Annotated in this window: 15 protein-coding genes and 1 pseudogene; 11 read left to right on the forward strand and 5 right to left on the reverse strand. The window is 43.9% G+C overall.

Features of this window, described 5'->3' with window-relative positions:
* Positions 1 to 2 precede the first annotated feature (2 nt).
* Positions 3 to 158 (reverse strand): hypothetical protein, encoded by a 156-nt coding sequence (locus tag ACEYV4_RS01885; RefSeq protein WP_373841749.1) that lies wholly within the window; start codon positions 156 to 158, stop codon positions 3 to 5.
* Positions 159 to 230: 72 nt separating this feature from the next.
* On the opposite strand from ACEYV4_RS01885, the pseudogene ACEYV4_RS01890 reads away from it, so the two are divergent.
* The 5 genes and pseudogenes from ACEYV4_RS01890 to ACEYV4_RS01910 all read left to right on the forward strand — a co-directional run.
* A pseudogene (locus ACEYV4_RS01890) lies at positions 231 to 734 on the forward strand (S1C family serine protease); the annotation flags it as partial.
* 57 nt (positions 735 to 791) lie between these two features.
* Positions 792 to 1,289 carry a phosphatidylglycerophosphatase A gene (locus ACEYV4_RS01895; protein ID WP_373841750.1) on the forward strand — a complete coding sequence of 166 codons (498 nt, stop codon included), beginning with the start codon at positions 792 to 794 and terminating at the stop codon, positions 1,287 to 1,289.
* A 480-nt stretch (positions 1,290 to 1,769) separates the two neighbouring features.
* Positions 1,770 to 2,249: a 23S rRNA (pseudouridine(1915)-N(3))-methyltransferase RlmH gene (gene rlmH / locus ACEYV4_RS01900; RefSeq protein WP_373841751.1), complete on the forward strand. Its 480-nt coding sequence runs from the start codon at positions 1,770 to 1,772 to the stop codon at positions 2,247 to 2,249.
* A gap of 258 nt (positions 2,250 to 2,507) precedes the next feature.
* On the forward strand, positions 2,508 to 3,680 hold the full coding sequence (locus ACEYV4_RS01905; protein ID WP_373841752.1) for an iron-containing alcohol dehydrogenase: 1,173 nt from the start codon (positions 2,508 to 2,510) through the stop codon (positions 3,678 to 3,680).
* A gap of 117 nt (positions 3,681 to 3,797) precedes the next feature.
* Complete coding sequence (locus tag ACEYV4_RS01910) at positions 3,798 to 4,766, forward strand: site-specific DNA-methyltransferase (protein ID WP_373841786.1); 969 nt, start codon at positions 3,798 to 3,800, stop codon at positions 4,764 to 4,766.
* A gap of 31 nt (positions 4,767 to 4,797) precedes the next feature.
* Here the strand turns inward: ACEYV4_RS01910 and ACEYV4_RS01915 are convergent, their stop codons facing one another.
* From ACEYV4_RS01915 to ACEYV4_RS01925, 3 genes are all read right to left on the reverse strand, one after another.
* Complete coding sequence (locus ACEYV4_RS01915) at positions 4,798 to 5,226, reverse strand: OsmC family protein (protein ID WP_373841753.1); 429 nt, start codon at positions 5,224 to 5,226, stop codon at positions 4,798 to 4,800.
* A 132-nt stretch (positions 5,227 to 5,358) separates the two neighbouring features.
* The gene (locus ACEYV4_RS01920; RefSeq protein ID WP_373841754.1) at positions 5,359 to 6,354 is read right to left on the reverse strand and encodes a D-2-hydroxyacid dehydrogenase; all 996 of its coding nucleotides are present in this window, start codon (positions 6,352 to 6,354) and stop codon (positions 5,359 to 5,361) included.
* A gap of 1 nt (position 6,355) precedes the next feature.
* Complete coding sequence (locus ACEYV4_RS01925) at positions 6,356 to 7,543, reverse strand: aminotransferase class I/II-fold pyridoxal phosphate-dependent enzyme (protein ID WP_373841755.1); 1,188 nt, start codon at positions 7,541 to 7,543, stop codon at positions 6,356 to 6,358.
* Positions 7,544 to 8,010: 467 nt separating this feature from the next.
* On the opposite strand from ACEYV4_RS01925, the gene ACEYV4_RS01930 reads away from it, so the two are divergent.
* A complete protein-coding gene (locus tag ACEYV4_RS01930; RefSeq protein ID WP_373841756.1) occupies positions 8,011 to 8,253 on the forward strand; it encodes a transcriptional regulator in 243 nt (80 codons plus the stop codon).
* A gap of 61 nt (positions 8,254 to 8,314) precedes the next feature.
* Complete coding sequence (locus ACEYV4_RS01935) at positions 8,315 to 10,501, forward strand: ATP-dependent Clp protease ATP-binding subunit (protein WP_373841757.1); 2,187 nt, start codon at positions 8,315 to 8,317, stop codon at positions 10,499 to 10,501.
* Between the two features lie 61 nt (positions 10,502 to 10,562).
* On the opposite strand, the gene ACEYV4_RS01940 is transcribed toward ACEYV4_RS01935, so the two are convergent.
* Positions 10,563 to 11,153 (reverse strand): N-acetyltransferase family protein, encoded by a 591-nt coding sequence (locus ACEYV4_RS01940; protein ID WP_373841758.1) that lies wholly within the window; start codon positions 11,151 to 11,153, stop codon positions 10,563 to 10,565.
* A gap of 127 nt (positions 11,154 to 11,280) precedes the next feature.
* On the opposite strand from ACEYV4_RS01940, the gene cls reads away from it, so the two are divergent.
* The 4 genes from cls to ACEYV4_RS01960 all read left to right on the forward strand — a co-directional run bounded on the left by cls (position 11,281) and on the right by ACEYV4_RS01960 (position 21,750).
* Positions 11,281 to 12,747 carry a cardiolipin synthase gene (gene cls / locus ACEYV4_RS01945; RefSeq protein WP_373841759.1) on the forward strand — a complete coding sequence of 489 codons (1,467 nt, stop codon included), beginning with the start codon at positions 11,281 to 11,283 and terminating at the stop codon, positions 12,745 to 12,747.
* Positions 12,748 to 12,876: 129 nt separating this feature from the next.
* Positions 12,877 to 16,602, forward strand: coding sequence for a PD-(D/E)XK nuclease family protein (locus ACEYV4_RS01950; protein ID WP_373841760.1), 3,726 nt, complete (start codon positions 12,877 to 12,879; stop codon positions 16,600 to 16,602).
* A gap of 2 nt (positions 16,603 to 16,604) precedes the next feature.
* On the forward strand, positions 16,605 to 20,828 hold the full coding sequence (gene addA, locus ACEYV4_RS01955; protein WP_373841761.1) for a helicase-exonuclease AddAB subunit AddA: 4,224 nt from the start codon (positions 16,605 to 16,607) through the stop codon (positions 20,826 to 20,828).
* Positions 20,815 to 21,750 carry a LacI family DNA-binding transcriptional regulator gene (locus ACEYV4_RS01960; protein ID WP_373841762.1) on the forward strand — a complete coding sequence of 312 codons (936 nt, stop codon included), beginning with the start codon at positions 20,815 to 20,817 and terminating at the stop codon, positions 21,748 to 21,750. Before addA ends, ACEYV4_RS01960 begins: the two co-directional genes overlap by 14 nt.
* Positions 21,751 to 21,792: the final 42 nt, after the last annotated feature.

Consider the following 21,792-nt stretch of genomic DNA (forward strand, 5'->3'; position numbering starts at 1 on the left):
TTTTATTTTCTAACTACCTTATAACGATTACTACGATCTTCTTCAGGTGTTTCAGCTGCATGACCAACTGCAACAATTACAGCAGTCTCATAATCTGAATCGATTCCTAATTCTTTTTGTAAATCTTTGGCGGAATTAAGTGCACCTAATTCATCCAATCAATATGCACCTTGATCCGTTAGTTTGTGCGATTTTTGGTGGTATGATCAATGGTCTAGGTACTGGTTTTGTTGATTAATATGGCTGGTCAGGTCATTGGAATTAACTCGATGAAACTGTCTTCTGATAACCAGGGTTCTTCGATTGAAGGGATGGGCTTTGCCATTCCAAGTAATGAGGTTGTCTCTATTATTAATCAGTTAATCAAGCACGGTAAGATTGAACGTCCAGCCCTGGGAATTGGGATGGTCGACCTGAGTAATGTTACAACTGATCAGCAAAAGTCAGTTTTAAAACTGCCTTCTAGCGTTACCCGTGGGGTTGTTGTGATGCAGGTAGCAAATGGCTCTGCGGCTGCTAATGCTGGCCTTAAACAATATGATGTGATTACCCAATTAGGTAATAGAAGGATAACCAATGCAAATACCCTTAAGGTTGCGCTCTACAAGTATAAAGTTGGGGATAGTACTAAAATTACCTATTACCGCAATGGAAAACAACAGACGAGTACCATTCACCTGACAAAGGCGGCCACGAATGATGACAGCCAGAATAGTCAGGATGGTGGACAATAAAAATTGGCTCAGGATGTTCCCTGAGCTTTTTTCATTAAATTAAAGGAAGTGAGAATAATGAATAATCCGCAGTTTAAGTATCCGGATACTAAGGCTTATAACTTTGTTGTCAATCGTCTTCATGAACGGGGCGTTGATTTAGAAGACTTAGTAGCCATCATTTACCAAACTCAAAAGAAATTTGAACCAACACTGACGGCCGATCGGTGTCGGAAATATTTAACAGATGCTCTTCATAAACGCGAACTCCTTAACAATGCCATGGTGATGCTAGAGCTTGATCGTTTAACCGAGGCCGGTCAAATTGCTGAACCATTATCAAGCATTATTAGAAATGATGTTGGCGTTTTTGGGGTAGATGAAACACTGGCACTCCAGATTGCCAATATTTATGGGACGATCGGCACAACTAATTTCGGTTATTTTGATCGGGTTAAGAAGGGGATCCTAGCTAAATATGATACTGATTCGCATCATGTTAATACTTTTATTGATGACTTATTAGCAGCAATTGTAGCGGCGGTATGTGGAAAGATCGCTCATCAATATGCCTAATTGAAATTACTTGATTGGAATAAAACGAACAATTTGATTTAAATGGTATTAAAAAGTTTAAGTGACCACGAGAAGTTGCCTGATTATCACGTTCCGTGGTATTTTTAATGGGAATTCGATAAAAGTATTCTAAAATAAGGAGCTGTGGATAAGTCCGTGGATAAATCAAACTGAATAAAGAAAAATCTGAAGAATGCTTTTATAACAAGGATAAGTGAAGTTGAAAAGTTATCCACAGATACTTATCAGCATTGTTGATAAGTGGACTTTTAAGACTTAAAGAAGCGCTAATTGCTTGATATTAAAGGGCTAGTGCTGACTTTTACCGAACGGTTGTTTTTGTGGAAAACTGTGGATAACTGTTTTTTCAGAAAGGGCTTTATTAACTTTATTTTGGCCGAACATTCATTAAATGCCTAATAAAAGTTATGCACCTGTGGATAAGTATGTGGATAAAATGTGGAAAGCGGTGGATAGACAGTGAATATCAAAATAATTGGTGTTGGTAAACTGAAAGAAAAGTACTTTAAAGCCGGGATTGCCGAGTATGCGAAACGATTAAGCCGGTTTTGCAAGTTTAAGATTGTTGAAGTCGCCGATGAAAAAGCTCCCGAGTCATTGAGCCAAGCAGAAATGGATGAAGTAATGGCTAAGGAGGGTAAACGGATCTTGGCTAAGATCAAGGACAAGGAGTATGTTTATGCTCTTGCAATTAAAGGAAAGGAACGAACCTCTGAACAGTTTGCCAAAGAAATTAACCAGTTGGCCACTTATGGGCACAGTGATATTACCTTTGTGATCGGTGGTTCCCTAGGATTAAGTCCAGCCGTCTTGAAGCGGGCGGATACGCAGATTTCTTTTGGTCGCTTTACTCTCCCTCATCAATTGATGCGTCTGGTTTTGGCTGAACAGGTTTACCGCGCTTTTACGATTATTAATGGTTTGCCATATCATAAATGAAAAATTATGCAATTAATTGGTTAAATAGCTTTACTAATAAACTTATATATTAAATCACGACCATCATAGTTGATGGTCTTTTTTAATTTATTTTGTTATCATTTGATGGCGCTTACAGTTAAATAACGCTATGTTGCACGGAATAATAAAATAAATTTGTTCATAAATGAACAAAAGCGGCTTTAAATGCCTTGAAATTGATTTCAAATTATGGGATTATGGAAACGTATTCAAATGCCACGAGGAGGCTAATCTATTATGAATAGACAATTTGATTTCTTAATGCCAAGTGTGAACTTCTTTGGCCCTGGCGTAATTGAGAAGATTGGTGACCGTGCAAAGATGTTAAACATGCACAAGCCATTAATTGTTACCCAGGAAAACTTGGAAAAGATTGAAAATGGCCCAGTTGCTCAGACGCGTCAATCATTGGAAAAAGCCGGGGTTGACTACGCTATCTTTAATGGAGTTGAACCAAACCCGAAGATTCGTAACATTAAAGCTGGTAAGAAAGTCTATGAAGAAGAAAAGTGTGATTCCATTATTACTGTTGGTGGGGGTTCCTCTCACGACTGTGGTAAGGGAATCGGTATCATTCTGACTAATGGTGATGACATCACCAAGTTAGCCGGAATTGAGACCCTGAAGAACCCACTCCCGCCTCTCATGGCTGTTAACACGACTGCCGGAACCGGTTCTGAATTAACCCGGCACGCCGTTATCACTAACGAAAAAGACCACCTCAAGTTCGTGGTTGTTTCCTGGCGTAATATTCCATTGGTATCCTTCAATGATCCAATGCTGATGTTAGGTGTTCCAAAGTCTGTAACTGCTGCTACTGGTTGTGACGCCTTCGTTCAGGCAATTGAACCATATGTTTCCGTCGACCACAACCCAATTACTGACAGTCAGTGTAAGGAAGCTATTCAACTGATCCAGGAAGCATTACCAGCTGCCGTTGCTAATGGCCAAAACGTGGAAGCACGGACTAAGATGGTAGAAGCTGAAATGCTTGCTGGAATGGCCTTTAACAATGCTAACCTGGGTTACGTTCACGCTATGGCTCACCAACTTGGTGGTCAGTACGATGCTCCTCATGGTGTCTGCTGTGCTTTGCTGTTAACGACGGTTGAAGAGTATAACATCATTGCTTGCCCAGACCGGTTCGCTCAATTAGCACGGATTATGGGTTACGACACTACTGGCTTAACGACTATGCAAGCCGCTCAAAAGTCAATTGATGGGATGCGTGAGATGTGCAAGGCTGTTGGCATTCCAGCATCAATCAAGGAGATTGGTGCTAAGCCGGAAGACTTCCCATTGATGGCTGAAAATGCTCTTAAGGATGGGAACGCCTTCTCTAACCCACGGAAGGGTAACAAGCAAGATATCATTAACCTTTACCAAAAGGCTTATGATGGTATTTACTAATAATAAAAGCTGCGAGTTTAGCTAAAAATTTTAATTAATAAGGCTGGTCAAGATGAGCAATTCATTTTGATCAGCCTTTTGCTATAATTAAAGCTATAAAGGGAGGGGACCCATGTGGTGAAGTCAGCTCGCAATAAAACCATTGATTTTTCATTAAGTAACGCACCAGCCGGGGTGCTAGAACAGATTCGAACGATTGATGATGATCTCGGGACGTTGGATCAGTTGGTGGATCAAACGATTACTGGGGATGCCTTCCGAGTTTTACCAAAGATGCCGAATCATTTTGCCGACTTAGCGTTGGTGGATCCTCCATATAATCTCAATAAACGTTACAACGGCCTTAATTTTAAAAAGACGACTTCGTCTAAATATGAAGACTTCACTCAGCGCTGGATCAAAGCCTTGTTACCTAAATTGCAAGCCCACGCTAGTGTATATGTTTTTGCTGATTGGGCGACCAGCATGGTTTTGGCACCAGTCTTAGCACGGTACTTTACGATTAAGAATCGGATCACCTGGCAGCGGGAAAAGGGACGTGGTGCTAAATCAAATTGGAAGAACGGGATGGAAGACATTTGGTACCTCGTTTGTGATCCGCAGCATTACACCTTTAATGTTGATGCGGTTCGACAGCGGCGACAAGTAATCGCTCCCTACCGTGAAAATGGTAAGGCTAAGGACTGGCAAGAAACAGCTCAAGGACGATTTCGCGACACGATGCCCTCTAATTTTTGGGATGATATTTCGATTCCTTATTGGTCGATGGCCGAAAACACTGGCCACCCGACTCAGAAACCAGAGAAATTACTGGCTAAGTTAATCTTGGCCAGTTCGAATCCCGGCGATTTAGTTCTCGATCCCTTTGCTGGAGCGGGTTCTAGTCTGGTGACTGCTAAAAAGCTGGGTCGGCATTACGTTGGGGTCGAACAGAGTAAACTTTACACTGCTTGGGGAGCTTATCGTCTACTCAAAGCCGATCATGATAAGAAAATTCAAGGGTATACTGATGGTGTGTTTTGGGAACGCAATACCGGTTGGGCCCAGCATCATAAACACCGAAACAACAGACGTACTAAAAAATGAGGCTAATCGTTAGCCTCATTTTTTAGTAATGTTAGTTTTCTTTTACAAAGCCATCCGGAACGAACTTAGTACCAAAGGCAAGAGTATTTTCAACTGGGCACTTTTTAGCCACATCAGCTAAAAAGTTTTTGATATCTTCATCAGACTCGTTACTGCGCAAGTGTGGTTGATAACGAATTTCGGTAAACTTGTAGCGATTGTCACCATTAGCAACATCTTCATGGCCGAGATCACCCTCAATCTCAACCCAGAAAGATTGGAGATTAAAATGACGTTGTCGGGCTAATTCGGTGGCAGTAATTGCCTGGCAGGCACCGAATGAAGTTAACAGGATTTCAACGGGATTCATTCCCGTGTTGGTACTGCTTGGTTCATCAAAGGTGATCTCAAATCCCCGGGTACCGGCAGAAACCTGCATTCCGGTAGTCGTTTTAGTGGCTTTTACTTTATACGTACTCATATTAAATACTCCCTTGTTTTTTCTTTTAGTGTAGTGGAGAAAGTTAGGAAGCGCAATTTTAATGCCTAAGCGCTATTTGACGTAAAATTACCCGCAGAAAGTAATCAAATTTTCTACGGGTAATTTTTAATGTTATTTAATCTCATGTGGGGATGGCTTTCCATTGAGAATTAGGAGAACATCATTGAGAGAAATGTCGACCATATTCTTAACAGCTAGGTTAGTGAAGAAGGCAATGTGGGGCGTCAAGATGACATTGTCCATATCATGAAGTTCTTGAATTTGTGGCACATCAGCTAACCCTGTCTTGCGGCGGTCGGTTTGAAAGACCGGCCCTTCACCTTCGACTGTATCTAGTGCTGCGGCGGCGATAGTACCATTCTTCAATGCGGTAATCAGGTCGGCTGTCTTAACAACTGGACCTCGGCTGGCATTAACCAGTCCTGCAGTTGGCTTCATCAATTGAAAGTCCTTAGCAGTTAATAGGCCTTCAGAGGTCGGGTTGAGGTCAACATGGAGAGTAACTACATCGGAACGCCTCAACAGGTCCTCTTTAGTAGTGTATTCGACGATGTTCTTCATTTCATCACGGGGCTTGGTATCAAAGCCGAGAACGGTTGCGCCAAGAGCCTTGAGCAATTTAGCTAGGGTGCCGCCGATTCGGCCAACACCGATAATACCGATTGTGGCGGTATGAATTTCTAATGCTTGTTCGTCACTGAACCACCGGTAGTCGTTGTTAGCAACTTGGGTATCAAAGCGGTAAGATTTTCGTAATAGGCGGAAAATTTGCATTAAGGCATGCTCGGCAACGCTGCGTGGAGAGTAAGCCGGAACATTAGTAACGATTAGTCCGTTTTGGCGGGCGGCAGCAACATCAACCATGTCAACACCGGCAGTTCGGGTAGCAAGTTGTTTGATCCCGTTTGCTCTTAGTTTGGCGTAAACATCCGGAGCTACTGGAGTACGCTGCTGGATAACCAAACCATCGACATCGGCAGTCAGATCCACTGCTTCGTTGATGAGCTGGGGAGTTGTCTCGATCTCTACATCATTGTGATTTTTCATAAATTCTTTAATTGCCGGCTGTTCATCATCTCGAACACTGGTCATTAGAATCTTGGTCATATTAATTCTCCTCATCTATAAATTCCTTAATTCGGTTAACTGCTGTTTTGATGTTGGCAAGGCTGGTTGCGTAGCTGATTCGCAGATGGCCCTGACCGCCAGCACCAAAGTAAGCACCTGGGATGACGGCTACCTTACCTTTTTCAGCTAAGTCGGTTGCAAATTTGATGTCGTCGGTGCCAAACTGAGCTGGTAACTTGGCAAAGACGTAGAAGGCACCGTTAGGGGTGGTAATGGTAAAACCGAGTTTGCGTAGGGCAGCTACCAGGAAGTCTCGCCGTTCTTGATAAGCAGCTTTCATTTTCAGCGTAGCTTGCTTTCCTTCTTTGGTTGCAAAGCCAGCTGTAGCAGCGGCCATAGCAGGGTCAGAAGCAGCGGTGACCATCATTGCGTGGGCAGCACTAACCGGACCCATTAATTCCTTTGGACCGGCGATGAAGCCGACTCGGTAACCGGTCATCGCATGAGACTTAGAAGCGCCGTTGAGAACTAATGTCTGACCGGGAATAAATTCAGCGATTGAGGTATGAGTGCCATTGTAAACTAGCTCGGAGTAAATTTCGTCGGCAATCACTACCAGGTCGGTGTCTTTAACGGCATTGGCCAAGGCTTTAATTTGATCCCGAGTGTAGGTTACGCCAGTCGGATTGGACGGATAGTTAAGAACTAATGCCTTAGCATCTGGATGAGCGGCTAGAGTTTGTTTGAGCTTAGTGGGAGTCAAAATAAAATCATCAGCACTGGTATCGATTTCGACTGGGTTCCCACCTAACAGCGTGGTGACAGCCATGTAAAGCGGAAAGGTGGGTGTGGCAACTAGAACCTCATCACCTGGGTTAATCACCGTAGTAAGGGAGGCATAGATTCCTTCCGTTGCCCCAACAGTGACGGCGATTTCATTGTCAGGATTATAGGTTAAACCATAACGATCTTGCATGAAGTGGGCGATTGCCTTACGCAGGGCGACGGTCCCATTGCCAGGTGCATAATGTGAATCATTGTCTTTGATACTTTTAATAGCGGCTTGTTTCATTGGCTCGGGAACATTAAAGTCTGGTTCACCCAAAGTTAATTTGACGATTCCAGGAATGGTACTAGCGTGATAATCAAATTCCCGGATACCAACCGGCTTGAGACGACCAAAATTCTTATTAAGCTTTTTCATAATTGTGGGTTTAGTAGTAGGCATAATTTAACTCCTCCTTAATAAATAATAAAAGGGCCTAGACACTGAATGCTTCAGTATCCGGACCCTTCATCAGATTGGAATGAGTATATAAAGAAGGCTTCCGGATACTTGGGGCTTATCCGGAAGGGCACAATGATGAAATCACTGCTGGCTAGCGGATAAGGATTCGCTAAACCAGTAGTCATACGCGTGTTTCAGTTGGTGCATGGCGTTATTCATCATTGATAACCTCCTTTGATTAACTGATTGGCTCTTATTTTAATGTATTTCTAATAAAAGTCAATAGTAAAATTAGAAAGAATTTAATTTTTATTAATAAAGGACAACTTAAGGATGATTTTGGCCTGTTTTTTAGTGCTAACAATAAGGTACTAAAAAAATCAAAAATATATCACATTTTTCATATATTACACTTGTGTTATATCACAAATGTGGTATAATAATAACTGTGAAGGAAGTGGATAGCGATGCGGATCGATATTAAACGTTACTTGGAGGTCCACAAGTTGACGATCTACCAGGTATCTAAGCGTTCCGGCTATGGCTACACGACTCTCCACAAATCTTTCAATAAACAACAATCGAGTTCCACATCGTTAAATTTGCGTGACCTGGACGCATTGGCCCGTGCTCAACACGAAGCCATGTGGGAGGTTCTCCGTGAGTTAGAGACGCACTATCTGGAGCAAGATCGTGATCAGTCGTCGTAGCAATAGCTAGTAAATTGATTATTAAATATTAAAAACTAATTATTAAGGGAGGTACTGCATAATGGCTCAAAATCCAATGGATCCATTTAACAGCGACATGAATGACATCTTTAACCAATTAATGGGTGGCATGAATGGCTACAATTCAGAAAATCGTCGTTACCTAATTAACGGTCGTGAAGTAACACCAGAAGAATTTGCTGAATACCGGCGGACTGGACAGTTGCCTGGTGGTGCAGCACCACAAGGCGGTCAACCTGGTCAACAAGCTAATAACAATAAGGGTAGCCTGTTGAAGAAGCTTGGTCGTAACCTGACCGAAGAAGCCCGGGAAGGTAAGCTTGACCCGGTCATTGGTCGGAATAAGGAAATTCAAGAAACTGCCGAAATCTTAAGTCGGCGAACTAAGAACAATCCAGTCCTAGTTGGAGATGCCGGTGTTGGTAAGACGGCTGTCGTTGAAGGATTGGCGCAAGCTATCGTTCACGGTGACGTCCCTGCACCAATTAAGGATAAGGAGATCATCAGTATTGACATTTCCGGTTTGGAAGCCGGTACTCAATACCGGGGTTCCTTTGAAGAAAACATGCAGAAACTAATTGATGAAGTTAAGAAGGCCGGGAATGTAATCCTGTTCTTCGATGAAATTCACCAAATTGTCGGTGCTGGTTCTACTGGTTCAGACAGTGGCTCTAAAGGGATGGCAGATATTATTAAGCCGGCTTTGTCTCGGGGCGAAATTACCGTAATTGGTGCTACTACTCAGGATGAATATCGGAACACCATCATGAAGGATGCTGCCTTAGCACGGCGGTTTAACCCGGTAACGGTTAATGCTCCTAGCAAGGCTGATACGGTTGCCATTTTGAAGGGAATTCGGAGCTTGTATGAAAAGCACCACAACGTCAAATTACCTGACGATGTTTTGAAGGCGGCTGTTGATTACTCCGTTCAATACATGCCACAACGGTCACTGCCAGATAAGGCAATTGACTTGATCGATATGACAGCCGCTCACCTGGCCGCTAAACATCCGGCTCATGATGCAAAACAGATTGAAGCTGAGATTAAGTCCGAAGAAAAGAAACAGAAAGAGTCAGCTAAGAAGGAAGACTACAAGGCTGCTCAAGCTGCAAAGGATAAGATTGCGGACTTGAAGAAACAATTGAGTCAAAATTCTGAAGACGAACAAGTAACCGCAACTCCAGCCGACGTTGCTAATGCTGTTGAACAGATGACGGGTATTCCGGTTTCTAAGATCGGTGCTTCTGATGTTGAACGGCTAAAGGACATGGATAAGCGGCTAGAAGGCAAAGTCATTGGTCAGGATGAAGCCGTTGAAGCCGTATCACGTGCTATTCGGCGGAACCGGGCTGGCTTTGACGAAGGCGACCAACCAATTGGTTCCTTCCTCTTCGTTGGACCGACTGGTGTTGGAAAGACCGAACTGGCTAAGCAATTGGCTCTCGACATGTTTGGCTCCAAGAATGACCTGATTCGGCTTGATATGTCCGAATATTCTGACCGGACAGCTGTTTCTAAGTTAATTGGGACAACCGCTGGTTACGTTGGTTACGATGACAATTCCAACACCCTAACGGAAAAGGTACGTCGGCACCCATACTCCATCATTTTGCTAGATGAAATCGAAAAGGCCAACCCACAAGTTATTACTCTCTTGTTGCAGGTACTTGATGATGGTCGTTTGACTGATGGCCAGGGTAATACCATTGACTTCAAGAACACAATCATCATTGCTACTTCTAATGCTGGCTACTCTAATGATGCTCCAGTAAAGCTTGGCAACGAAAAAGATGAGGAAGACTTAATCAAGAAGTTAACTAATTACTTCCGTCCAGAATTCCTCAACCGGTTCAATGCCATCGTTGAGTTCCACAGTTTGACGAAGGATAATCTGCAAAAGATCGTTGACTTGATGCTGGCTGACGTTAACAAGACTTTGGCTAAGAAAGGAATGGATGTTAAGGTAACACCAACCGCCAAGAAGTTCTTGATTGACAAGGGCTACGACAAGGCAATGGGTGCTCGTCCACTTCGTCGGGTTATCGAACGGGAAATCCGTGACAAGGTCACTGACTTCTACCTTGACCACCTTGATGCTAAGCACCTGGTTGCTGAAATGCAGGATGGCAAGTTGGTTATTGTGGATGCCAAGGATGCCGCTAGTGATGATAGCAAAGAATACACACCAGCAGATGACAAGTCTACTGACAAAGAAGATAAGTAATCTACTGGGTTAAGAATAGAAAAAGTCGGTCACCTTGGCCGACTTTTTTGTTTTTAAATTATTAATGCTGGCGATGGGTGAGTGGGGCCATGAAATCGTTGGTGATGTGGTGGAGTGGTGACTGTTTAGGTTGAAGGTTAAGTTCAAACCCAATCCGGTGGGGATTAATCTTATCCTTTACCTCAACGTGGCCACGAGCAACGAAGCCAAAACTTTTAGCCAGTGTCTGCATGGCAACGTTTTTCTTAAAGGTGTCGAGGCGGAAGTTATGGAAGCCGAGGCTAATACCAATTGTCAACAAGTTTGAAAACATAAACCGACTTAAATGCTGTCCTCGGAAATGATCACTAATAGCGACCCGGTGGAAAGTAGCGTAAGGTTGGTCTGGTACCTGCCAATGACCATCGGTAATGACTTGATAATCAGGCTCGGGTTTCAGCAGCATGGCAGTGTAACCGGCTAACTGGTGATTGATAACCAGAACCCAGCCGATTTCCCGGGAAATATCCTCAGTAATCATCGTCAAATTGGGGTGACCATCTTGCCACTGGGGACTGCCAGCGGCTTTAAGAGTGGCTTTAGCTTCATTAATGATTTTCATGATAATATCGCGGTCGGCTAAGGTTGCTTTACGAAGGTAGATTTGTTGCATAAAATTCAGGTCTCCTTTGCATTTGATATCCTTAAAATAACACAATTCAATGGCCATGTTGCTATTAGATTGGTTAGCTGTGCGTTAAAATAGAATTATGCTTAATCGGAAAAGGGGCGTGAATGAGATGGCTTTGACCTGGGCAATCGTGCGTTGGGTATTATTAACGATTATAGTTCTCAACGAAATAGCAGCAATCTATACCGTCTTTCGTGAAAAGCGCGATATTGCTGCCACCTGGGCCTGGTTACTGGTGTTGACTTTGATTCCGGTAATTGGCTTTATTATTTACGCCTTTTTGGGGCGGAAATTGCCTCATCGACGGTTAAACTTGATGAAGTCACAGACCCAGTTGAAATTACGGAAGGCACTTGAACGACAAAAACAACAATTCATTTCGATGCCCAAGCCGCGTCACCAGGTCACTCAAATTTATCGACGAACAATCATGCTCTTTCAAGATCTGGACAATTCCTTCTTAAGTCGTCATAACCATGTTGATATTTATACTGATGGTAATACGCTCTTTCGTAAAATGTTTGATGAAATTGCGGCGGCTACCCAGAGTATTCACATCGAATTCTACACGATCTACAATGATCAGATCGGTAATCAATTGCGAACACTTTTAGAACGCAAGGCCAGTGAGGGAGTCGAAGTGCGGGTACTTTATGATTCTTGGGGATCGATGGGGGTGCGATCTAGTTTCTATGATGGCTTGCGTGAACAGGGTGGTTATGCAACTCAGTTCCTACTAACCCATAATAACTTCTTTGATTTTCGACTAAATTATCGTGATCACCGAAAGATCGTTGTTATCGATGGCAAGGTTGGCTACGTTGGCGGTTTTAACGTCGGTGACCAATACCTAGGACGGGTAAAAAAGTTTGGCAACTGGCGTGATACTCATCTCCGGATTATCGGTGGTGGAGTATATGGCCTTCAGCGTCGTTTTATCAGTGATTGGAATGCTTCTGTTAATAAACCTGAGGAGAAACTAGCACACTACCGAAACTATTTTCCGGAGATCGAAGTCCGTCACGGAACCACTGCTCTTCAGGTAGTTTCAAGCGGCCCCGAAGCATCTCTTGAGAAAATTAAACTAGGCTATTTACGGTTGATCAATGCTGCACAGGATCATATTTGGATTCAAACTCCCTATTTGATTCCTGATGATAGTGTGTTTGATGCCTTACGGGTAGCGGTCCATTCTGGAATTGATGTCCGAATCATGATCCCATGCAAACCAGACCATCCCTTCGTTTACCGTGCAACCCAGTATTATGCGCGTGCGTTAGCCAATGAAGGGGTAACGATTTATGCTTACCAGGATGGCTTTCTTCATGCGAAGGCAATGATGATTGATGGCCGGATGGCTTCTGTCGGTTCGGCTAACATGGATTTTCGCAGTTTTAAGCTGAACTTCGAAATCAACACTTTTATTTATGATCGAAAAACGACAGACCGATTAGAGTGGATTTTCATGGACGATGTCCGGGTTAGTCGAGTCATGACTAAGGAACGGTTTGATCACCAATCGCGTTGGTTGCATTTCAAACAACGTTTTTCCCGGTTGTTGTCGCCAATCTTATAATTTGTATTGCAGTATTTTTGTAAAACATAGAAGGAAGATTGAGTTATGCCCAGTCTCCTTTTTTATTGTCTGAACATATGTTCGTGTGCTAAAATTAAAATACTAATCTATCGTGAAAGGACGTTAAAAATGGGAAGCCTAGGATTTGTTTTAGGGACGGCAGCCGTTGATCACCAGCAGGTGTTGATTGATCAACTTGCCGACCAGTTGCGGACGGCCCCAGCCGGTGACACTTTTTTCTATATTGTGCCTAACCATATTAAGTTTGAGACTGAAATCCATGTGTTGGCTGGTTTGCGAGCACGTCAAGGTAAAAATAATCAGGAACGGTTCGCCGCTAATCGAGTCCAGGTACTATCATTTAGTCGATTAGCTTGGTTCCTTTTACGTGATACACCGTTATTTCGCCGGACCCGACTATCAAAGATCGGCATGGCAATGCTGACCACCAAGATCTTACAAGAGCACCGAGACGAGTTACACCTTTACGCTAGTGAAATTCAGCAACCAGGCTTTGTCCAGAAACTGACGGCGCAGTTAGAGGAATTACAGTCATCGAACATCACGGCAGATGACTTTGCCACGATCATCCAACAGGCCCAAGCTGATCCAAATATTAAGGTGAGTCCGGTTTGGTCAGCCAAAATGCACGATGTAGCTTTAATCTATCGATCATATGAATTGCGTTTGCAAAAACATTTTTTAGGGAATAACGAGCTTTACCAGCAACTGGCTCAGTATTTTTACCAGGAACCGACTAGTCAACACCTGCATTTCTTCATTGATCGTTTTACCCAATTTACCGCTGGTGAGCAACAAATTGTAGACGCAATTATCCTGAACGCTGCTTCTACGACGATTTCGTTGACGTTGGATCGGGGATATCCAGACCAGCGGCACCCATCCACCAGCGAATTACCTAATCGAAATAGTCTTTTTTACCCAGCGGCGATGCAATATCACCGTTTGTGGAAATTTGCCCGTGCTCATCCCAAAGAAGTGCAACTATTGAACAATGTGGTTTACGCTCAACGTCCCCGAGTCAGCGCTGACTTACAAGAATTCGATCATTTCTTTCGGCGTTATGCTGCGGTGCCCCTCGATCTCGATGCTGGTCATCCCTTAGCAAGGTCGTCAAGTATTCAGATCCAGTCAGTTCCCAATCGATTTGCTGAACTAAATAATGTAGCTACTCAGATTCGGCAATTAGTCGCCAGTGGTAAGTACCGTTATCGGGATTTCTTGATATTGAGTCGGCATTTGGATGGCTACCAAACAATGATTGCTCCCGTATTTCATGCTCATCAAGTGCCCATTTTTAATGACCATGAACGACGAATGGATAATCATCCCTTGGTTGTACTACTTTTAACCTTATTAAAGATTCCATTACATGGGTACCGAACTGCTGATATTATCCAACTACTCAAGACCTGGTTGTTGCTACCGGCTGGTGTTGATCAGAATCAATTGACGGAAGCAGTTTTTACTACCGAAAATTGGTGCTTGAAGCAGGCAATTGAAGGCAAACATGCGTGGGTAACTCATGATTCCCAAGAAGTGACCACTCTTTGGCGGGTAAAGGGAACAAACCTTACCCGCCGGCAAAAGCGGGTCAATGACCAGTTAAATTTGATTCGAACCTTTGTTGGTCAAACACTGGTTCCGTTCTTTGATAGCCTAAAAAAGATCCAGACGGGTCGTGAATTAGCCACAAAACTTTACCAATTTTTGACTGACAACGGGGTTACCGACCGTCTCTATGCTTGGCAACAGTACCAGGCTGATACGGCAGGCAATCTTGATTTAGCTCGACAGCCTAAACAGGTCTGGTCAACCTTTTGTCAGATTCTCCAAGAATACGTCACTATTTTAGGCGACCAACAGGTAGGGAATGATAGTCGTGAAGCTTTGTTGACTAACTTTAGTGAGTTGCTCCAGGCTGGCTTTGCTGCGGCCCAATATTCACAGATTCCAGCGACTCTTGATCAAGTCGTGATTTCAGAAACCGGCATCGTTCAAAGCCAGTCTCATCGGATTGTTTTTGTGATTGGAGCTACTGATGACGTGATGCCGGAAGCACCTGATGATGATACCTTACTAACGGATAGTGATCGCGACATTCTGAGCCAATATTTGGATCAGGATTGTCAGTATCTTCCGGCAACAACCAGTGATCAGCTTGCTGCCGAGCCCTTATTGCATTACCAAGGCTTTATGTCAGCTCAGGAACGATTAATTTTATCTGCGCCTCAATTTGGTGATGAAGGCAAAGAATTGCAAATGTCACCATATCTTCGAGATACAGCCCGGTACTTTCAAATTAATATTGATCGGGTTCCTTTGGTTACTAGTCCCGCCGGGCAACAGGCTGCCGAACGTTTTGTGAGTGCACCGGTGGCAACGACTAGTCAGTTAGTTCAGGTAATGCGTCAATTAAGTGATGATCAAGGAGTACAGCTTGGTCAGCGGCCGCAATTACCACTTGGTTGGCGTCGTGTGGCAGGCGTGTTGGCTCAATTGGCTAAACATGATCCAGTATTGCAGGAGCGCTTTAGAGTAATTCACCGAGGTTTTGCCTACCATAACCAAACTAAAAATATTAGTTCTCAAATGGCTCAAGCTCTTTACCTGCATACAACGGTAAACGGTGGGAAACGGGTCCTTTACGCTTCCATTTCACAGTTACAAGATTTTTATGTAAACCAGTATGAATACTTTTTAAAATATGGCTTGCGTTTGAAAAAACGGGATGAACTGGCAATGTCGACTGATCGGATTGGAACTTACTTCCACCGGGCAATGGAGGTGTTTGTTAATCTGGTTCGGCAATCAAGCTTTAGTTTTGCTGATTTAAGTCAAAAAGTTCATCAGAGTGACTTAGCTCGTTTTACCAGTCAAGCCCTGGATGCGGCTGATCAATCGCAGCCAGAGTTACTACGCTTGGTCAGTGCTTCGGCCCAGGCTCGCTTTCAGTACCAACAGCTTACCACGATTGTAAAAACCATGTTGCAGACACTCTGTCAGCAAGCTGCTAATGCCCATTTTGTTCCACGAGCGACGGAAATTCAATTTGGCCAAATTGGTGACCAGGGACCGGCTGAGTTTGCGGCATTGGATTACCCGCTTGATGGGCACCGGCATATTCATCTCCGCGGTCGAATTGATCGGGTTGACCAAATCGATGTCGACCATAACCAATATTTGACGGTGGTTGATTACAAATCTGGCGATCGGACCTTTGATTTAACGGCTGCTTATTATGGCCTCTCTCTTCAGTTATTAACTTACCTTAGTGGGTTACAAGCTAACCTGGGTAAGCTCAATTTAACCCATGCTGACCTGGCGGGTGCACTTTACCTACACCTTAACAATCCAACCATTTCGGCGACTAAGCTAGCTAAGGTATCACCGTTACACGTGAAACAACGATTAACTACATTGCGACTGAAGGCCCACCAGTACAAAGGAATATTGCTAAATAATCCAACCCTGCTTAATAATCTTGCGCAAAAGGGCAAAGCAGACTTGGTTTACCCACTGCACAAAAATCTTAAGCCGGGGAAAGGGGCCTTATTGGTGACACCTGACCAGTTAAAGTGGCTCCAAGATAACAATCGACGGTTAATCGTGGCAGCCGGACAAGCAATCCTTAGCGGTCAACTAAAACTTAACCCATACCGGTTAGTTGATGGTAGTACTCGTCAGACCGGGTTAGATTATACCGATTACTTAGATATTTATCAGTTTGATAACATGCTTGACCAGGGCCTTTATCACGTCTTAGATGCCCAAATTGCTCGAGAGAAGTTTGATCAGGCCCAGCACCACGATGATGGGAAAGGAGAAGATTAATCATGGCGTCATTTAACCCAACGGCGGCCCAGGCTCAGGCGATTAATGACCGGGGAAAGAATATCCTAGTTTCCGCCTCGGCTGGTTCTGGGAAGACGGCTGTCCTAGTAAATCGGGTAATCAAATTACTCCAAGAAGGGCAAAGTATTGATCGGATGCTGCTGGTAACCTTCACTGATGCGGCTGCCAAAAATATGCGAGACAAGATTCACCAAGCCCTACAAAAAATAGCCCAAGATCCGCGTCAACCCAAAGCTATTCGGGACCGGATGGTTAAACAGATGAACCTGCTACCCACCGCTGACATTAGTACGATCCATGCTTTTTGCCTTCGTTTGATCAGGCATTATTACTACTTAATCGATCTTGATCCACAGTTTCGCTTATTGACCGATGATACTGAACGCCTTTTGTTGGAAGAAGATGTTTGGCGGATGGTCAGTGAACAATTTTATGCAACAGCGGATGAGGCAAGCACTGAGACCGCTTCTTTTCGGCAATTAGTATTGAACTTTTCTAGTGACCGAGATGACCAAGGCCTGGATGACCTCGTTTTGCGTCTGTATGAGGTTGCCAATGCACAAGCACAGCCTAAAAAGTGGTTGCAGCAGTTGCCGCAAAACTATGAACTTGGTAATGGCCCAATCCTCAAATCTGATTTTTACCAGCAAAATTTAAAGCCGGTATTAATAGAAAAATTACAGCAGTTACAGCATGATGATGACGAAGCCATTCGTCGGGCTCAGGATACTGGCTTGGACAAGGATGCAACAACCCTAGAAAAAGATCGGGCGGATTTCCAGCAGTTAATCGCGGCCCTAAACGGGGAGACTACTGACCAAGTGAAGGTAGTTCTCCAGCAAGTTAAATTTGGCGCCTTTCGTGGACGGCCTAAGGATGACCAGGCTCAACTAGCAATTTACAATGACCTCAAGAAGCAACGAACGAATATTAAGAAGCAATGGACTTTCTTGGTCAAAGATTACCTAGCTCAACCATTATCTGACGAACAGTTAATTGAGCGAGTAACTACCTTGCAGAAACAATTAGCAGGGCTTGCCGGCCAGGCTGAAAAAGGAGAATTGGTGACAACTCATCAGACTTTGGTTGCTGACCAGCAGCAATTGCAGCTGGTTCTCAACCTGTTTGTGCCAGTCAGTTGGGATACGCTCCGGCTGGCCTTTCAGAATTTATCTTTTGAAAGCATGCCCCGCCTAACAAAAGCTGAGAAAGAATTTAAAGATGACCATGCGGCTATTAAGGCTAGTCGGGATGCTACTAAGAAACAGTTTGCTAAGCTCAATGAACAGTTCTTTGCCTATGACGAACACCAGTTACGAGCTGTTTCTCATCATGCTCATGCCCTATTGACCAAGCTTAGTTTAGTTACTCAGGAGTTCCTAGAACAGTACCAGCAAACAAAACGCAATCGTCACCTGATGGAATTTAGTGATCTTGAACACTACGCTTATCAAATATTGACACCAACTAAGGAAAATACCGACTGGCAGACGCTAGTTGCTAATCTCCAAAACCATTATCAGGCAATTATGATTGATGAATATCAGGATACCAACCAACTTCAAGAAAGCATTCTGATGCGCTTAGCACGTCCACAGGCCCATAACCTCTTCATGGTTGGGGATGTTAAGCAATCGATCTACCGCTTCCGGGAGGCGGATCCTTCGCTTTTCCTCAATAAGTATCGACGTTACCAAAAGAATCCCCACGATGAAGCAATTGTTCTGGGTGAAAATTTTCGTTCAATGAATACCATCACTGACTTTACCAACTTATTATTCGGTCAATTGATGGATCAAGAAGTCGGTGAAATTGCCTACGACCAAGATGCGGAATTGAAATACGCGGCTCATTATTATGACAATCCTCAAAATCAAGCTCAACCAGTTGAAGTATTACTATATGATGCCAACGCTCACCAGAATGATCACGCTCAGAAAACCGATCATGAGAATGATAAACTGGTTGGTGAATTTCGGATGGTTGGAAATAAGATTAAACAGCTTGTTGAAGGTCACCATCAAATTTATGATCCTGACCACCAACAGATGCGTGATCTTCAATACGGTGACATCGTGCTCTTGGAACGGACGAAAGCAATCAACAATACTTTGATGGAAGAGTTTAGCAAGCTATCCATTCCCTTGACCGTTCATGACGTTGAAAGCTATTTTCAGGCGACCGAGGTACGGGTCATGCTATCCTTGCTAAAGGTTATTGATAATCCTCATCAGGATATTCCCTTGGTGGCGGTGTTGCGTTCACCGATCGTCGAATTATCTAACCAAGAATTAGCGTTTATCCGTCTTCAGAACCGGGCAGCGGATTATTATACCGCCTTGCAGACCTTTATGACGACTTATGCTCATCATCATAAGATGCGTCCATATCGAAAAGCTGACCAACTACTAACCCCACCGGCGCAAAAGGTACTTTATCAAAAATTGACTCATTTCTTGAACCAACTCAATCGCTTTCGGCAGACGGCCCGTCAGCAGACTTTGGTTGACCTGATCTGGCAGATTTACCAAGAGACAGGCTATCTTGACTATGTTGGTGCCATGCGTGGGGGACAGCAACGTCAGGCTAACTTACATGCTCTTTATCAACGAGCTCATGATTATGAGCAGACTAGTTTTAAGGGTCTTTACCAGTTCATTCGCTTTATTGAAAAGATGCAAGCACACGACAAGGACTTAGGGATGGCCCCGACCCAGTTAACTGCTAATACGGTTAATGTAATGACCATTCATGGCAGTAAGGGTCTCCAATTTCCGGTTGTCTTTTTGATTGATGCGGCCCACGGTTTTAATAACACTGCTAAGCGGACCAACGCGGTGATCGATCCCGATACAGGAATGGGGATTCGCTGGATGGATCGTGAACGGGTTGTTTACGATACTCCACAACGTCAGGTTGCCTTAGATATGCTTGGGCGAAGTGAACGTGCCGAAGATCTGCGGGTATTATATGTGGCCTTGACCCGAGCAGAACAGCAACTTTACATTACGGCCTCTTTTAATGAAGAACTTAAAAATAAGAGTTTGGCTAGTTCTTGGCAACGCTGGCAAAAGGCTTACCAGAGCACCGGCCAAGTGCTGAGTCCGCAATTGCGAATCAACGCTAATTCATTTATGGACTGGATTGGTTTGGCTTTAACCCGCTATGCTAATTCAAATAATGGCTTTACTGCCAAGCAGGTGACCACGGGGGCAACAACGCTGACTGATAGTGCCCTAGCTGGTTCCAGTCGGGTAAAAGCCACCAATGCTAAATTTCATGTAGTGACTTATGATGCAACAACTATTCAACAAATGACAGTTAAAAAAACTCAGCCTACCTTAAATGGCCAATCATTTTCACAATCAAGTGCAGCTAGTCCGGCTAAGCAGTTGGATGTTACTCAGGTCTTGGCCTACCAATATCCCCATCAAGCGGCGACGGTTACGACTGCTTATCAATCAGTAACGGATGTCAAACGGGTCTTTGAAGATGACGATCCACGACTGGGCCAACCGGATTATTCGCTAACCGCTACTGCTTCTGCCAAAGGCAATAAGCGCCAACAGCGACGCCAGTCAGGAATCTACATCAATCCAGATTTTGCAGTTCCTGATTTTATTCAACAGGGTGATGCCCAACCAAATGCTACTCAGGTGGGGACTGCTACTCACCTCGTTTTTCAAAAACTTCCTTTAAATAAGGGAAAGGTTACAGTTAGTGACGTGACCGCCAAAATTACAAAACTGACCAAAGCGGGCCTTATTTCGTCCGCCGTGGCATCGCAGATTAATATTGCTGGGATTAGTGGTTTCTTTAAGACTACGGTCGGTCGCCAGATTCTTGCTAATCCACAAAATTATCACCGTGAAGAACCCTTCGCAATGATTATGAACGGGCACGAACCCTTTAGTGAAATTGCCGCTAACGATGATGACCAGGTCTTAATTCACGGGATTATTGACGGTTACTTGGTGACGGATTCGGGTATTATCCTAGTGGACTATAAAACCGACCATGTAAGATCACCTAAGCAGGCCAGTATTAAGCAGCTTATGCAAAAGTATAGTGGCCAGCTAAAGTTGTATGCTGAGGCATTAAACATTATGCAGCCAATGCCAGTTGTCCAAATGGGGCTCTACCTGTTAGAATTGAATGAGTTTGTTTCAATTCAGGATAGGGGTGAAAAACGTGGCAACCATTAAGAACATTGCTCGTGAGGCGGCGGTATCAGTGTCGACTGCTTCTCGAGCCTTGAATGATAATCCACGAATTAGTCAGGCAACTCGGCGGAAGGTAAAGCGGATAGCAGATAAACTTGGCTACCAGCCGAACTATAATGCCCAGAATTTGACGCGTGGTGAGTCAAACATGGTAGGCTTGATCTTTCCGGTGACTAGCAGTACAGCGCCGGCTAATCCTTTTCATATTGACCTAATGCGGGGGATCAGTAGTGCCCTGAAGCCACTTCATTACGAAATGGTGGTGGCAATTGCACCAAACACGGCCGATCTTTTGGAAAGTGTTAAATCAATGGTTACCCAATCTAAAGTTCATAATTTCTTAGTCTTTTATACAATGCCTAATGACCCAGTGACTGCGTACCTGCGGGAACATCATTTAAACTTTGTGGTTATTGGTCGACCAACAAATGGACATCAGGATCGGTATGTTGACAACGATAACGTAGCGGCGGGGGCTGCAGCGACGGCTCACTTAATTGATCACCATGGTGTAAAACATCCGCTCTTCTTGGATGCCGGGACAAATTGGCCCTATGAAGTTGATCGTCGTCGAGGTTACCGACAATGCATGGCCGCTCGTCATCTGCAAGCAGCTACTTGGTCAGAGAACCAGGGAACGGCTATTAAGGATTACTTAAATACTCATCCGAAGATTGACGGTATTATTTGTTATGATGACCTCTTATTCGGTCGGCTTAATCATCAGCTACAATCTTTTACACTACCGATTGCTTGTTTTAACAATAGTCGGCTGATGGGAATGTTACTTAAACGCAGTGAACGGATTGACCTCCAACCTCGTGAGTTGGGAAAGGCTGCGGTAGCACTGCTCTTTAATGCGCGTAAGCACCATCAATTGGTAGATTTTAAGATTTATGATTAATGCATAAAGAGAGTTACTGGCTTATTTAGGTAGTCAATAAAA

Origin of the sequence: Limosilactobacillus sp. (assembly GCF_041859915.1) — a bacterium.
In the GTDB taxonomy this organism is placed as follows: domain Bacteria; phylum Bacillota; class Bacilli; order Lactobacillales; family Lactobacillaceae; genus Limosilactobacillus.

Coding starts and splice junctions, on each gene's coding strand:
- ACEYV4_RS01935 (WP_373841757.1), top strand. CDS start 8,315: ATGGCTCAAAATCCAATGGATCCATTTAACAGCGACATGAATGACATC.
- ACEYV4_RS01925 (WP_373841755.1), bottom strand. CDS start 7,543: ATGCCTACTACTAAACCCACAATTATGAAAAAGCTTAATAAGAATTTT.
- ACEYV4_RS01940 (WP_373841758.1), bottom strand. CDS start 11,153: ATGCAACAAATCTACCTTCGTAAAGCAACCTTAGCCGACCGCGATATT.
- ACEYV4_RS01930 (WP_373841756.1), top strand. CDS start 8,011: ATGCGGATCGATATTAAACGTTACTTGGAGGTCCACAAGTTGACGATC.
- ACEYV4_RS01915 (WP_373841753.1), bottom strand. CDS start 5,226: ATGAGTACGTATAAAGTAAAAGCCACTAAAACGACTACCGGAATGCAG.
- ACEYV4_RS01895 (WP_373841750.1), top strand. CDS start 792: ATGAATAATCCGCAGTTTAAGTATCCGGATACTAAGGCTTATAACTTT.
- addA (WP_373841761.1), top strand. CDS start 16,605: ATGGCGTCATTTAACCCAACGGCGGCCCAGGCTCAGGCGATTAATGAC.
- cls (WP_373841759.1), top strand. CDS start 11,281: ATGGCTTTGACCTGGGCAATCGTGCGTTGGGTATTATTAACGATTATA.
- ACEYV4_RS01950 (WP_373841760.1), top strand. CDS start 12,877: ATGGGAAGCCTAGGATTTGTTTTAGGGACGGCAGCCGTTGATCACCAG.
- ACEYV4_RS01905 (WP_373841752.1), top strand. CDS start 2,508: ATGAATAGACAATTTGATTTCTTAATGCCAAGTGTGAACTTCTTTGGC.
- ACEYV4_RS01920 (WP_373841754.1), bottom strand. CDS start 6,354: ATGACCAAGATTCTAATGACCAGTGTTCGAGATGATGAACAGCCGGCA.